The 13,045-nt window shown below is 64.9% G+C and carries 11 protein-coding genes and 3 tRNA genes; 12 read left to right on the forward strand and 2 right to left on the reverse strand.

Annotated elements, in window-relative coordinates; genetic code table 11:
- The first annotated feature begins 175 nt into the window (after nt 1-175).
- The 9 genes from KPL81_RS05080 to KPL81_RS05120 all read left to right on the forward strand — a co-directional run bounded on the left by KPL81_RS05080 (nt 176) and on the right by KPL81_RS05120 (nt 7,406).
- The gene (locus KPL81_RS05080) at nt 176-688 is read left to right on the forward strand and encodes a CinA family protein (RefSeq protein WP_209476029.1); all 513 of its coding nucleotides are present in this window, start codon (nt 176-178) and stop codon (nt 686-688) included.
- A 122-nt stretch (nt 689-810) separates the two neighbouring features.
- On the forward strand, nt 811-1,875 hold the full coding sequence (gene recA, locus KPL81_RS05085) for a recombinase RecA (protein WP_219790927.1): 1,065 nt from the start codon (nt 811-813) through the stop codon (nt 1,873-1,875).
- A 3-nt stretch (nt 1,876-1,878) separates the two neighbouring features.
- Nucleotides 1,879-2,358, forward strand: a complete 480-nt coding sequence (locus KPL81_RS05090; RefSeq protein WP_219790928.1) for a regulatory protein RecX — start codon at nt 1,879-1,881, stop codon at nt 2,356-2,358.
- A gap of 174 nt (nt 2,359-2,532) precedes the next feature.
- Nucleotides 2,533-5,142 (forward strand): alanine--tRNA ligase, encoded by a 2,610-nt coding sequence (alaS, locus tag KPL81_RS05095; protein WP_219790929.1) that lies wholly within the window; start codon nt 2,533-2,535, stop codon nt 5,140-5,142.
- 100 nt (nt 5,143-5,242) lie between these two features.
- Entirely contained in the window at nt 5,243-6,493 is a 1,251-nt protein-coding gene (locus tag KPL81_RS05100; RefSeq protein WP_209476036.1) for an aspartate kinase, read from the forward strand.
- Nucleotides 6,494-6,723: 230 nt separating this feature from the next.
- On the forward strand, nt 6,724-6,924 hold the full coding sequence (csrA, locus tag KPL81_RS05105; RefSeq protein WP_219790930.1) for a carbon storage regulator CsrA: 201 nt from the start codon (nt 6,724-6,726) through the stop codon (nt 6,922-6,924).
- A 99-nt stretch (nt 6,925-7,023) separates the two neighbouring features.
- A tRNA-Ser gene (locus KPL81_RS05110) sits at nt 7,024-7,116 on the forward strand.
- Nucleotides 7,117-7,150: 34 nt separating this feature from the next.
- A tRNA-Arg gene (locus KPL81_RS05115) sits at nt 7,151-7,227 on the forward strand.
- A 102-nt stretch (nt 7,228-7,329) separates the two neighbouring features.
- Nucleotides 7,330-7,406: transfer RNA gene (locus tag KPL81_RS05120), tRNA-Arg, on the forward strand.
- Nucleotides 7,407-7,613: 207 nt separating this feature from the next.
- On the opposite strand, the gene KPL81_RS05125 is transcribed toward KPL81_RS05120, so the two are convergent.
- A complete protein-coding gene (locus KPL81_RS05125; RefSeq protein ID WP_219790931.1) occupies nt 7,614-8,576 on the reverse strand; it encodes a tRNA dihydrouridine synthase in 963 nt (320 codons plus the stop codon).
- A gap of 168 nt (nt 8,577-8,744) precedes the next feature.
- Between KPL81_RS05125 and KPL81_RS05130 the strand changes: the two genes are divergently transcribed.
- The 3 genes from KPL81_RS05130 to KPL81_RS05140 are packed head-to-tail and all read left to right on the forward strand — an operon-like array spanning nt 8,745 to nt 12,223.
- Nucleotides 8,745-8,996 carry an OadG family protein gene (locus KPL81_RS05130; protein ID WP_219790932.1) on the forward strand — a complete coding sequence of 84 codons (252 nt, stop codon included), beginning with the start codon at nt 8,745-8,747 and terminating at the stop codon, nt 8,994-8,996.
- 56 nt (nt 8,997-9,052) lie between these two features.
- Nucleotides 9,053-10,888, forward strand: coding sequence for a sodium-extruding oxaloacetate decarboxylase subunit alpha (oadA, locus tag KPL81_RS05135; RefSeq protein WP_219790933.1), 1,836 nt, complete (start codon nt 9,053-9,055; stop codon nt 10,886-10,888).
- Between the two features lie 12 nt (nt 10,889-10,900).
- Complete coding sequence (locus KPL81_RS05140) at nt 10,901-12,223, forward strand: sodium ion-translocating decarboxylase subunit beta (RefSeq protein ID WP_219790934.1); 1,323 nt, start codon at nt 10,901-10,903, stop codon at nt 12,221-12,223.
- Nucleotides 12,224-12,312: 89 nt separating this feature from the next.
- Here KPL81_RS05140 and KPL81_RS05145 read toward each other — a convergent pair whose 3' ends face one another.
- Entirely contained in the window at nt 12,313-12,654 is a 342-nt protein-coding gene (locus KPL81_RS05145) for a 2Fe-2S iron-sulfur cluster-binding protein (protein WP_219790935.1), read from the reverse strand.
- Nucleotides 12,655-13,045 lie beyond the last annotated feature (391 nt).

The raw sequence follows: 13,045 nt of genomic DNA on the forward strand, positions 1-13,045 counted from the left end.
CGGTTGTGTGGGGCATGGAAGAGAGCAAGGTTACCACGCCCCATGCGGCGTCGACACGATACAAGCTGATGGCCTGCTGTCGAGGGCAAGGATACGCTATGGTAAGGCTGTTGCAGGACATGCGGTCGGTGCCGCGGCTCTCTGCCCCCGACCCTACCGACAAAGGAGCGATACCATGCCCCACAGTGCCTCCAGCCTGGCCAACCTCGACCTCGCCACGCTCGCCGAGCGGCTCGGACGGCGCTGCCGCGAGCATGGCGTCAGCGTCACCACGGCTGAATCCTGTACCGGCGGCGGGGTGGCCAGCGCCATCACTTCGGTGGCCGGCAGCTCGGACTACTTCGAAACCGGCTACGTCACCTATTCCAACGCCGCCAAGGCGCGCCTGCTGGGTGTGCCCGAGGCACTGATTGCCCAGCACGGGGCGGTCAGCCGTGAAGTCGTGGAGGCCATGGTGGCCGGCGCCTGCCGCGACAGCGGCGCCAAGCTCGGCGTGGCAATCAGCGGGGTGGCCGGACCCGACGGTGGCACGCCCGAGAAGCCGGTGGGCACCGTGTGGCTGGCCTGGGGCAGCGAGGCGCAACAACAGGCCGAGCGCTTCCAGTTCCCTGGCGACCGACGGGCAGTGCGTGAGCGCGCGGTACGCGAGGCCATCGTCGGGTTGATTCGTTACCTCGAAACCGACTAGTCGCGCGGCGAATTTTTCGTCATACTACTGTCCAACCATACAGTGTCCGGGCGAGCTCCCCGTTGGCAGCCCGCCATCCATCTGCACCTGCAAGCGTCTGCGAGTTCTGCGAGGAGAGCCTCATGGCACAGGATGAAAATCGTTCCAAGGCATTGAATGCCGCCCTTTCCCAGATCGAGCGCCAGTTCGGCAAGGGTACCGTGATGCGCCTGGGCGATACGCCGCGAGTGGTGATGCCATCGGTATCCACCGGCTCGCTGGGGCTCGACATCGCACTGGGTATCGGCGGCCTGCCCTACGGCCGGGTGGTGGAGATCTTCGGCCCGGAATCCTCGGGCAAGACCACCCTGACCCTGTCGGTGATCGCCCAGGCCCAGCGCCAGGGCAAGACCTGCGCCTTCATCGACGCCGAGCACGCGCTGGACCCGAGCTACGCCGAGAAGCTCGGCGTCAACCTCGACGACCTGCTGGTGTCGCAGCCCGACACCGGCGAGCAGGCACTCGAGATCTGCGACATGCTGGTGCGCTCCGGCGGGGTCGACGTGATCATCATCGACTCGGTGGCGGCGCTGACCCCGCGGGCCGAGATCGAAGGCGAGATGGGCGACTCCCACGTCGGCCTGCAAGCGCGTCTGATGTCTCAGGCCCTGCGCAAGATCACTGGCCACATCAAGAACGCCAACTGCATGGTGGTGTTCATCAACCAGATCCGCATGAAGATCGGCGTCATGTTCGGCAGCCCCGAAACCACTACCGGCGGCAATGCGCTCAAGTTCTACGCCAGCGTGCGCCTCGACATCCGCCGCACGGGCTCGGTGAAGCAGGGTGACGAGGTGACCGGCAACGAGACCCGGGTGAAGGTGGTCAAGAACAAGGTGGCGCCGCCGTTCCGTCAGGCCGAGTTCCAGATCCTCTACGGCAAGGGTATCTACCATGCCGGCGAGGTGGTCGACCTGGGCGTGCAGTGCAACCTGATCGACAAGGCCGGTGCCTGGTACAGCTACCAGGGCAACAAGATCGGTCAGGGCAAGGCCAACGCTGCCCAGTTCCTCGAGGACAACCCGGCGGTGATGGAGGAGATCGAGAGCCAGATCCGCGGCCAACTGCTGGCCACGGGCGCGCCCAAGGAAGAAGAGGCCGAGGAGCCGGTGGCCGCCGACGCCGAGCGCGAGGACGACCTGCTCTAAGTCATGCCTGCCCAGCCCGAAGCGCATGCGTCGTCCCCGCGGGACGACGCCATTCGTCTGCTGGCCCGGCGCGAGTACTCGCGCGCCGAGCTGGCGCAGCGGCTGGCGTCCCGGGCACACCCTCCCGAGGCGATCGACGCCTGCCTCGACGCGCTGGCCGAGGACGGCCTGCAGTCCGACGCGCGTTTCGCCGAGAGCTTTCTGCGCTCGCGAATGATGCGCGGTCAGGGGCCGCTCAAGGTGCGCGGCGAGCTGGAGCGGCGCGGCGTCGAGCGCACGCTGGTTGCCACTACGCTGGCCGCAGCCGAGCAGGACGGCGAGGTCGACTGGTTCGAGCTGGCCGCCGAAGCGCTATCCCGGCGCTTCACCCACCCCGGCGACTCCCCTCGCGAACGCGCCCGACGCGAGCGTTTTCTGGCCTCGCGAGGCTTCGATTTCGACCAGATCCGCCATGCCCTGGAGCGGCTCGGCGCAACCGAATGACGCTCAGCTTGGGCGCCTCCCCTTCAGTCGCTTGACATCTGCGTTATAATGCCTCCCTTTGTGAACGCCCTTGGTGGCGCTCCTGACACGTCAAGGCGTGCGATTCGGCCAGGTGGAAACGGTGCCGGACGCGCCTGCCCGTCGGGTGACCACGCTCATCGCCACGGATACCCCATGAAAAGCGCAGACATCAGACAGGCCTTTCTGAGTTACTTCGAGGAGCACGGCCACACCATCGTACCGTCGAGCTCCCTGGTGCCGGGCAATGACCCGACGCTGCTGTTCACCAACGCCGGCATGGTACCGTTCAAGGACGTCTTCCTCGGTCGCGACCCGCGTCCCTACGTGCGCGCGACCTCGGCGCAGCGCTGCGTGCGCGCCGGTGGCAAGCACAACGACCTCGACAACGTCGGCTATACCGCGCGTCATCACACCTTCTTCGAGATGCTGGGAAACTTCAGCTTCGGTGACTATTTCAAGCGCGACGCCATCCGCTTCGCCTGGGAGTTCCTCACCCAGCGCCTGGGACTGCCGGCCGAGAAGCTGTGGGTCACGGTGCACGTCAGCGACGACGAGGCGGAGAAGATCTGGAAAGAGGAGATCGGCGTCGACCCGGCGCGTTTCTCCAAGCTCGACGAGGACAACTTCTGGCAGATGGGCGATACCGGCCCCTGCGGGCCGAGCTCGGAGATTTTCTTCGACCACGGCCCCGATGTGTGGGGCGGCCCTCCCGGCAGCCCCGAGGAGGACGGCGACCGCTACATCGAGATCTGGAACCTGGTGTTCATGCAGTTCGACCGCGATGCGGCCGGCAACCTGAACCCGCTGCCCAAGCCCTCCATCGACACCGGCATGGGGCTGGAGCGCGTGGCGGCGGTGCTGCAGGGCGTGCATTCCAACTACGAGATCGACCTGTTCCAGAACCTGCTCGAGGCCGCAGCCCGCCACACCGGCCACGCGGATACCACCACGCCCTCGCTGCGGGTGATCGCCGACCATATCCGTTCCTGCGCCTTCCTGATCGCCGACGGCGTGCTGCCTTCCAACGAGGGGCGCGGCTACGTGCTGCGCCGGATCATTCGTCGCGCCATTCGTCACGGCAACAAGCTGGGCGCCAAGGGTAACTTCTTCCACAAGCTCGTCGGCGCCCTCGATGTCGAGATGGGCGAGGCCTATCCCGAGCTGCGCGAGGCGCGCCATCAGATCGAGCGCATCCTGCTCAAGGAGGAGGAGCAGTTCGCCCGTACCCTCGAGCACGGCATGCGTCTGCTGGAAGAGGCGCTGGCCGATCTCGACGGCGACGTACTGCCGGGCGAGACGGTATTCAAGCTCTACGACACCTACGGCTTCCCCTATGACCTGACCGCCGACGTCTGCCGCGAGCGCAGCGTGACCCTCGACGAGGCCGGCTTCGAGCGCGAGCTCGAGGCCCAGCGCGAGCGCGCCCGCGCCGCCAGCCAGTTCGGTGCCGACTACGGCGCGGCGCTGGAACTCGAGGGCGAGACCGCCTTCACCGGCTATGACCAGCTCGAGGATCGTGCTGCCGTGACCGCCATCGTCGATCGCGAGGGCAACGCCCTGGCGGCGCTGGAGCCCGAGCAGCGCGGCATGGTGGTGCTCGACCGCACGCCGTTCTACGGCGAATCCGGCGGCCAGGTGGGTGATACCGGCTACCTGCTCGCCGAGGGTGGCCGTTTCCTGGTCACCGATACCCAAAAGCAGGGCGGCCACCACCTGCACCACGGCGTACTGCTGGAAGGCAGCCTCGCCGTAGGTGCCGAGGTGCGTCCCCAGGTCGACGCCGGGCTGCGTGCGGCCACCGTGCGTAACCATTCTGCCACCCACCTGATGCACAAGGCGCTGCGCATGGTGCTGGGCGATCACGTGCAGCAGAAGGGCTCGCTGGTGACACCCGAACGGCTGCGCTTCGACTTCAGCCACTTCGAGGCCATGACGCCCGAGCAGCTCGGCGAAGTGGAGCGCCTGGTCAACGAGCAGATCCTCGCCAACGCGCCGACTCGCATCGAGCAGATGACCCTCGACCAGGCCAAGGCCAAGGGCGCGGCGGCGCTGTTCGAGGCCAAGTACGCCGACAGCGTGCGGGTGCTGACCATCGGCGCCGACGACTTCTCCATCGAACTGTGCGGCGGCACCCACGTGGCCCGTAGCGGCGACATCGGTTGCTTCCATATCGTCGGCGAGCAGGGCATCGCCGCCGGGGTGCGCCGTATCGAGGCGATCACCGGCGAGGGGGCGCTGGCCTATTTCCGCGAGCAGGAGGCACGACTGGCGCGTATCGGCGAGCGTCTCAAGGCCAAGCCGGAGCAGGTCGAGGAGCGCGTCGAGGCGCTGGCCGAGCGCAACCGCAGCCTGGAGAAGGAGCTCGAGCGGCTCAAGGCCAAGCTGGCCAGCGCTGCCGGTAGCGATATGCTCAGTCAGGCTCGCGAGGTCAGCGGCATCAAGGTGCTGGCGACCCGGCTCGAGGGCGTGTCCGCCAAGGAGCTGCGCGGCGTACTCGACCAGCTCAAGAACAAGCTGGGCTCGGGCATCGTGGTGCTCGGCGTCGCGGACAGCGATGCCGGCAAGGTGAGCCTGATCGCCGGCGTCACCGATGATCTGACGGCCCGCGTGAAGGCCGGCGAGCTGGTCAACCACGTCGCCTCCCAGGTCGGCGGCAAGGGCGGTGGCCGGGCCGACATGGCCCAGGCCGGCGGCAGCGACGTCGGGGCTCTGCCGGCGGCGCTGGAGAGCGTGCCCGCCTGGGTCGAGCAGCGCCTGCAGTAATGCGAGACAGGGCCGGTGACCGCGATGTCCCGGCCCTTTGACTTTGACGACTTTCACTCATCCGGGCGCGTTGCGCTCGACATGCGAGGGAAAACCGTAGATGGCACTATACGTACAGAAATTCGGCGGCACCTCGGTAGGCTCCGTGGAGCGCATCAAGGCCGTGGCCGAAAAGGTCAAGGGCTTCCGTGACGATGGCCATCAGGTCGTGGTCGTGGTTTCCGCCATGAGCGGCGAAACCAACCGCCTGATCGGCATGGCCAACGAGATCAACGACGAGCCCACGCCGCGAGAGATGGACATGCTGGTCTCCACCGGCGAGCAGGTGACCATCTCGCTGCTGGCGCTGGCCCTGCACAAGCTCGGCGTGCCCGCGACCTCCTATACCGGCTCCCAGGTCGGTATTCTCACCGACAGCGCTCACACCAAGGCGCGTATCCAGCGTATTGAAACCGACGAGATGCGCGAGGATCTCGACGAAGGCAAGGTGGTCGTGGTGGCCGGCTTCCAGGGGGTCGACGAGGAGGGCAACATCACCACGCTCGGGCGCGGCGGCTCGGACACTACCGGCGTGGCACTGGCGGCGGCGCTGGGTGCCGACGAGTGTCAGATCTACACCGACGTTGACGGCGTCTACACCACCGATCCGAGGGTGTGCTCCAAGGCCCAGCGCCTCGACAGCATTACCGTCGAGGAGATGCTGGAGCTTGCCAGCCTCGGCTCCAAGGTGCTGCAGATCCGCTCGGTGGAGTTTGCCGGCAAGTACAATGTCCCGCTGCGCGTGCTGTCCAGTTTCCAGGACGGCCCCGGCACCCTGATCGTTGCTGAATCCGACCAAGACGAGGACTCCATGGAAGAACCACTGATCTCCGGTATCGCCTTCACCGCCAACGAGGCCAAGCTGACGCTGCTCAACACGCCCGACGTGCCGGGCGTGGCCTCACGCATCCTCGGTCCGATTGCCGACGCCAATATCGAAGTCGACATGATCGTGCAGAACGTGGCGCCGGCCGGTGATTACACCGACTTCACCTTCACCGTGGCCAAGGGTGACTACAAGAAGACCCTGAAGATCCTCGAGGAACAGGTGATACCCGATCTGGGCGGTGGCGAGGTCAACGGCGATGACAACATCGCCAAGGTGTCACTGGTCGGGGTCGGCATGCGCTCCCATGCGGGCGTGGCCTCCAAGATGTTCCGCGTCCTGGCGGACGAGAACATCAATATTCGTATGGTTTCCACCTCTGAAATCAAGATCTCGGTGGTGATCGACGAGAAGCAGATGGAGCTCGCCGTGCGTGCCCTGCATACCGCTTTCGGTCTGGACAAGTCCGATATCGAGAGCGAATAGGCAAACACAAGAAATTTAACAAGATCCGGACGACTTTTAGGAGGACCCTGTTCTACGCTGGGGGGAGTCTGCTGCGATGAGCGGTCTGGCTTCCCTTCAACGCTGTCATGGTGTCATGGTGGGGTTGGTGGTGGTGCACAGTGGTTCATTTGTTACATAATGCAAGCAGCAACTAAGCGTCGGGGATCGACGCGCATCCCGTTGCTAGTCGTCTGAGAAGGAGATCAGTCATGCTCATCCTGACCCGCCGAGTCGGAGAAACGCTGATGATCGGTGATGACATCACCGTGACCGTCCTTGGCGTCAAGGGCAACCAGGTCCGCATTGGCGTCAATGCGCCGAAGGATGTCGCCGTACATCGTGAAGAGATCTATCAGCGCATTCAGCGCGAGAAGTCCGACGACGATGGGGGGAGCAACCCCGCCTCGTGAAGCCGTGACCTCTCCCGACGTTTGGTGTTGAGAAACAAATAGCTGAATACGCTGGACAAAGGGGAGCGGAAACGATAGGATATGCGCCGTGTCGTTGAGGGAGAGGTGGCCGAGTGGCTGAAGGCGCTCCCCTGCTAAGGGAGTATGGGGTTTATAGCCCCATCGAGGGTTCGAATCCCTCCCTCTCCGCCATGCGACACGTTGTCGTTGTTCGAAGCGTGATGATGCGCCCGTAGCTCAGCTGGATAGAGTACCTGACTACGAATCAGGTGGTCGGAGGTTCGAATCCTCCCGGGCGCGCCACGATTGGCGAAGTGAGCGCAAGCATTCGGAGTCGGGTGCCTAGGTTTCTCGTCGTACGGTTCGAAGATGGCATCGTTTGCAAGATCGCCGATCTTGATGTTAGCGCCCGTAGCTCAGCTGGATAGAGTACCTGACTACGAATCAGGTGGTCGGAGGTTCGAATCCTCCCGGGCGCGCCAGTTTGTGACCCGCTCTCGCTCGAGGGCGGGTCTTCTGTTTTGGTCCAGCGCATATCGCAGGACCTGCTTGTCGACTAGCCGAGCCGGCATGGGATGATGCCGGTCGCGCGATCGTTTGGGTGCCCTCGTGACGCGATGGGCACCCTTTTTTATCTCCTTCTCTTGCCTTGCCGTCTTGCCCCGCCCCGCTCTGTATACCCGGGGGGGTCAGGCGGGCTCGGGCTGGCTGCGTGCGCGCTCCTCACGTGCGGCGCCGAGGCCTGTCAGCAGCGTCTCCAGATCATTGATGCGCTTGACTGCGTGGAAGCGACGAGCGGCCTCGGCATCGCGCTGACGCATGTGGTTCAGCCACTGCTTGACCAGGGAGGTGACAACCCGTTCGGGAAGTGTGGTACGCTGCAATGCAGCAAATTCCGCCAGGATGGCGCCGCGTGCCTGCCACGGTGTGGTGGGTAGCGTCTCGCCGGTCGTCAGCCAATGGCGGATGCGCTGGGCCAGCCAGGGGTCGGCCAGGGCGCCGCGCCCGAGCATGACGTCGCGACAGCCAGATAGGGTGCGTGCCTTCCAGTAGTCCTCGAGGCTCCAGATGTCGCCATTGGCGACGACGGGAATGCCCAGGTGGCGGCGAATGCGACCGATCCACTCCCAGTGGGCCGGGGGGCGGTAGCCCTCGTCGCGGGTGCGCGCATGGACGACGAGCTGTGTGGCGCCGCCATCTTCCGCCGCCTTGGCGCAGTCGAGCGCCAGGCGGCGGTGCGAAAAGCCCAGGCGGATCTTGGCCGTGACCGGGATGTCGCTACCTACGGCGGCATGTACGGCCGCCACGGCGGCGTGCACGCGCTGCGGGTCGCGCAGCAGCGAAGCGCCACCGTCGTGGCGATTGACCAGCTTGGCCGGGCAGCCGAAGTTGAGGTCGATGGCAGTGGCGCCGAGCTTTCTGGCCTGCTCGGCATTGGCGGCCAGAGCGGCCGGGTCGCTGCCGAGCAGCTGCAGTGCCACCGGCACCCCGGAGGGGGTCGTCACTCCGTCGTCGAGTTCGGGGCAGTGGCGCCGAAACACTCTCGGCGGCAGGCGTGCGTCGACGACGCGAACGAACTCCGTGACCGTCCAGTCGAAACCGGGGCGGCGGGTCAGCAGGGCGCGGGTGTGGGCATCGATCACGCCCTCCATGGGGGCGAGCCCGATCCGGCCTTGTAGTAAAACAACAACTTTGTCTTCCACCATGACGCGCTTGCAATAAATCCAGAGTGTGGCAGTTTATAGGGCCGACATTTTGCCGCTTGGTGACAAGTTTGCGGCTTTTCGCTGGCAGGTCGTGAAAAATCAGGGGGATAGCGCATGCAGGACAAGCAGTTGTTGCTCGAGGGTCTGGCCCTGATGGGGGTCGGTATGGGATTCGTTTTTGTTTTTCTTACAATCCTCGTGCTGATCACGACCCTGATGTCGAAAATCATCTGTCGCTTGGCGCCAGCACCCGTATCCCCGGCCCCGATGCCGGTCCCCACTGCTTCCGACAAGGCCGATGACGCCCAGCTCACGGCCGTCATCAGCGCCGCCGTTCACCGCTACCGCCGTCGCCGTCGCCGCTGATCGGTGGCGCGAAGCCTCATACTACTACACAAAACGCCATCCACGGGGTCATCTTTATGAGTGAGACCAAGCGCCCGCTGGGCATCACCGACGTCGTACTGCGCGACGCCCACCAGTCGCTGTTCGCCACCCGCCTGAGGCTCGACGACATGCTGCCGATCGCCGAAAAGCTCGATCGGGTCGGCTTCTGGTCGCTCGAATCCTGGGGCGGCGCCACCTTCGACGCCTGTATCCGCTACCTCGGCGAAGACCCGTGGGAGCGGATACGGGCGTTGAAGGAAGCCATGCCCAACACTCCCCAACAGATGCTGCTGCGCGGGCAGAACCTGCTCGGCTACCGTCACTACGCCGATGACGTGGTCGACCGTTTCGTCGAGCGGGCCAAGACCAACGGTGTCGACGTATTCCGCGTGTTCGATGCGATGAACGACCCGCGCAACCTGGAGCGGGCGATCCGCGCGGTGCGCAAGGTGGGCGGTCATGCCCAGGGCACCATTTCCTACACCGTGAGCCCGGTACACACCCTCGACAGCTGGGTGGAGCTCGCCGAGACCATCGCCGACATGGGTGCCGACTCGCTGGCGATCAAGGACATGGCCGGCCTGCTGGCCCCCTATGACGCCTTCGAGCTGGTCGGTCGCCTCAAGAAGGCGCTGGACATCCCCATCCACATGCAGTGCCATGCCACCACGGGGCTCTCCACCGCCACCTACCTCAAGGCGATCGAAGCCGGTATCGACAACGTCGACACGGCCATCTCCTCGATGTCGATGACCTACGGTCACAGCCCGACCGAGTCGGTCGTGGCCATCCTCAAGGGCACCGAGCGCGACACCAACCTCGATCTCGAGCTGCTCGAGGACATCGCCGGTTATTTCCGCGAGGTGCGCAAGAAGTACGCTGCCTTCGAAGGCTCGCTGAAGGGCATCGATTCGCGCATCCTGGTCGCCCAGGTGCCGGGCGGCATGCTCACCAACATGGAGAACCAGCTCAAGGAGCAGGGCGCCGGCGACAAGCTCGACGACGTGCTGGCCGAGATTCCGCGCGTGCGCGAGGATCTGGGCTTCATCCCGCTGGTCACGCCCACCTCCCAGATCGTCGGCACCCAGGCGGTGATGAACGTGATGATGGGTGAACGCTACAAGTCGATCTCCAAGGAGGTCCAGGCACTGCTCAAGGGTGAGTACGGCGCTGCCCCGGCACCCTTCGACAAGGCATTGCAGAGCCGCGTGCTCGAGGGTGGCGAGCCGATCACCTGTCGCCCTGCCGACCTGCTCGAGCCCGAGATGGAGCGCCTGGCCGCCGAGCTCCGGGAGAAGGCCAAGGCCGACGGCATTCGCCTGGCCGAGGGTGAGCGCGAGATTGACGATGTGCTGACGTATGCGCTGTTCCCGCAGATCGGGCTCAAGTTCCTCAAGAACCGCGACAATCCCGACGCTTTCGAGCCCGCTCCCCGGGCGCCCGGCCAGGAAGCGACTGCGACCAATGTGCCGGTCTCTTCACAGAAGGGCGGGGCCGAGGCCAAGGCGCCGGCAACCCAGGCCGGCACATCCGCCGGTCCCGAGACCTATACCGTCACGGTCAACGGCAAGCAGTACGTCGTCGAGGTCGCCGAGGGCGGCGAGATCGGTGCGGTACAGGAGCAGGCCCAGCCCGCCTCCGCCCCCGCGGCGGCCTCCAGCGGCGAGAGCATCGACGCCCCATTGGCGGGCAACATCTTCAAGGTCAACGTGCGCCCCGGCGACACGGTCAAGGAGGGGGACGTGGTGATCATCCTCGAGGCCATGAAGATGGAAACCGAAGTGCGCGCTGCCAGCGGCGGTACCGTGTCCGAGGTCAGAGTCAGCGAGGGTGACAGCGTCACCGTCGGCGACACGCTGATCGTGCTCTAAGGGTCTAAGCCAATGGACAAGCTATTGACCCTGTGGGAAGGCTCCGGCCTGTATAACCTGACGCTGGGCCAGGCGGTCATGATCGCGGTCGGCCTGTTGTTGCTCTACCTGGCCATCTACAAGAAGTTCGAGCCGCTGCTGCTGGTGCCGATCGGTTTCGGCGGCATCCTGGCCAACATTCCCGAGGCCGGGCTGGCGCTGTCGGCGGCCGAGCAGGCCGCGCATCTGGCACGCCCCGGCGTGCTGGAGCAACTGGCTGCGGTACTCGACGTGGATCTGGCCGCCGGCGCTTCCGTCGATGCCTGGCGCCACGCCATCAGCGCGGCGCTGCATGGCGACATCACGCCTCAGGCCTACCGGGCGGCCAGCGACGTGGCGATGGACGCCGGCTACGGCAACGGCATGCTGTACCAGTTCTACAGCGTGGCGATCGCCTCGGGCATTGCGCCGCTGGTGATCTTCATGGGCGTCGGTGCAATGACCGACTTCGGCCCGCTGCTGGCCAACCCGCGTACCCTGTTCCTCGGGGCGGCGGCACAGTTCGGCATCTTCGCCACCCTGCTCGGTGCGGTGGGTCTCTCGGCGCTGGGCGTAATGGACTTCTCGCTCAACCAGGCCGCCGCCATCGGTATCATCGGCGGCGCCGACGGCCCCACCTCGATCTACGTGTCGAGCGTGCTGGCACCGGAGCTGCTGGGTGCCATCGCCGTGGCCGCCTACGCCTACATGGCGCTGGTGCCGTTGATTCAGCCACCGATCATGCGCCTGCTGACCACACAGAAGGAGCGTGCGATCGTCATGACCCAGCTGCGCCCGGTGTCGAAGCTCGAGAAGATCGTCTTCCCGGTGTCGCTGCTGCTGCTGGTGGCGCTGTTCCTGCCTGATGCCGCGCCGCTGCTGGGGATGTTCTGCTTCGGCAACCTGATGCGCGAGTGCGGCGTGGTCGAGCGCCTCTCCGATACCGCGCAGAACGCCCTGATCAACATCGTCACCATCTTCCTGGGGCTCTCGGTGGGCTCCAAGCTGATGGCCGAGAGTTTCCTTGCGGTGGAGACCCTGGGCATCCTGGGACTGGGCATCGTGGCCTTCGGCATCGGTACCGCGGCCGGCGTGCTGATGGCCAAGCTGATGAACCTCGTCAGCCACATGCCGATCAACCCGCTGATCGGTTCGGCCGGCGTCTCGGCGGTGCCGATGGCGGCACGGGTCTCCAACAAGGTCGGCCTGGAAGCCAACCCGCACAACTTCCTGCTGATGCATGCCATGGGGCCCAACGTGGCCGGGGTGATCGGCTCGGCGGTGGCCGCCGGGGTGATGATCAAGTACCTCGGCTGAACGCGCCTAGGCCGAATAGCGATGCGCTCACTAGTCGGGAAGGTGGGCGCGTCGCTTTTTGTCGATTATTCAGGCGTCGCGAGGGTTGCTCAGGATGTCGTGACGGTCCCCGAGCGGTTCTGGCCGACAGTGCCGGCAGGGCTCTCCTGGGCCAGTTCCAGATCCTCTTCAACCCACAGCTGGCAGGCCAGCCGGTAGCCCTGTTCAAGCCGGCTGCCGAGCATTTTCTTCTCTTTCCAGTTGGGTTCAGGCAGCGCTTCGCCACCCTTGACCACCTTGCACATGCACTTGGCACATTTGCCCATGCCGCAGCCGTAGCTGAGATGGGGATAGGGAAACTGGCGGATACCGGCACGCACCACCAGATTGGTGTTGGGCTGGACTTCACCTTCGAAGACTTCGCCATTCTTGTAAATCTTGATCAGGGGCATGGTGTTCACCTGGCTCACTGCTGAATCGGGACTCGCACGGCGCTTTTGTTGCACTCGTGCCGAAGCTGTATGGTATACCATGTGCCAAAATGGAGTGTCCGTCAACTGAATGTAGGCGAGTCGTCGCCATTGCCAAAGCATCTATGCAAGCGAGCGTGAGTCGACTTCAGTCAGCCGGACTCCCGACAGCGATTCAGGTCATAACAATTTTCGAGAAGGCGACCCCTGCCTGGTTTTCTTAGGCCTATCGGCAGCTTGCTGCCACGACTACCTGACATCGGTATTGAGGGGAATAATCGATTTTTCCTGGTTGACAGGTTTTTACCGGTTGGCTAACCTCAGTGACGTGCGATGTTGGTATACCAGGTGGCGAGAGCCAGCCGAACCCATG

The organism is Billgrantia antri, from assembly GCF_019430905.1.
Lineage (GTDB): Bacteria > Pseudomonadota > Gammaproteobacteria > Pseudomonadales > Halomonadaceae > Halomonas > Halomonas antri.

Bases quoted from the DNA above. Each gene is read 5' to 3' on its own strand.
- KPL81_RS05090 (WP_219790928.1), top strand. From the start codon at position 1,879: ATGCCTGCCCAGCCCGAAGCGCATGCGTCGTCCCCGCGGGACGACGCC.
- csrA (WP_219790930.1), top strand. From the start codon at position 6,724: ATGCTCATCCTGACCCGCCGAGTCGGAGAAACGCTGATGATCGGTGAT.
- oadA (WP_219790933.1), top strand. From the start codon at position 9,053: ATGAGTGAGACCAAGCGCCCGCTGGGCATCACCGACGTCGTACTGCGC.
- KPL81_RS05080 (WP_209476029.1), top strand. From the start codon at position 176: ATGCCCCACAGTGCCTCCAGCCTGGCCAACCTCGACCTCGCCACGCTC.
- alaS (WP_219790929.1), top strand. From the start codon at position 2,533: ATGAAAAGCGCAGACATCAGACAGGCCTTTCTGAGTTACTTCGAGGAG.
- KPL81_RS05145 (WP_219790935.1), bottom strand. From the start codon at position 12,654: ATGCCCCTGATCAAGATTTACAAGAATGGCGAAGTCTTCGAAGGTGAA.
- KPL81_RS05125 (WP_219790931.1), bottom strand. From the start codon at position 8,576: ATGGAGGGCGTGATCGATGCCCACACCCGCGCCCTGCTGACCCGCCGC.
- KPL81_RS05100 (WP_209476036.1), top strand. From the start codon at position 5,243: ATGGCACTATACGTACAGAAATTCGGCGGCACCTCGGTAGGCTCCGTG.
- KPL81_RS05140 (WP_219790934.1), top strand. From the start codon at position 10,901: ATGGACAAGCTATTGACCCTGTGGGAAGGCTCCGGCCTGTATAACCTG.
- KPL81_RS05130 (WP_219790932.1), top strand. From the start codon at position 8,745: ATGCAGGACAAGCAGTTGTTGCTCGAGGGTCTGGCCCTGATGGGGGTC.
- recA (WP_219790927.1), top strand. From the start codon at position 811: ATGGCACAGGATGAAAATCGTTCCAAGGCATTGAATGCCGCCCTTTCC.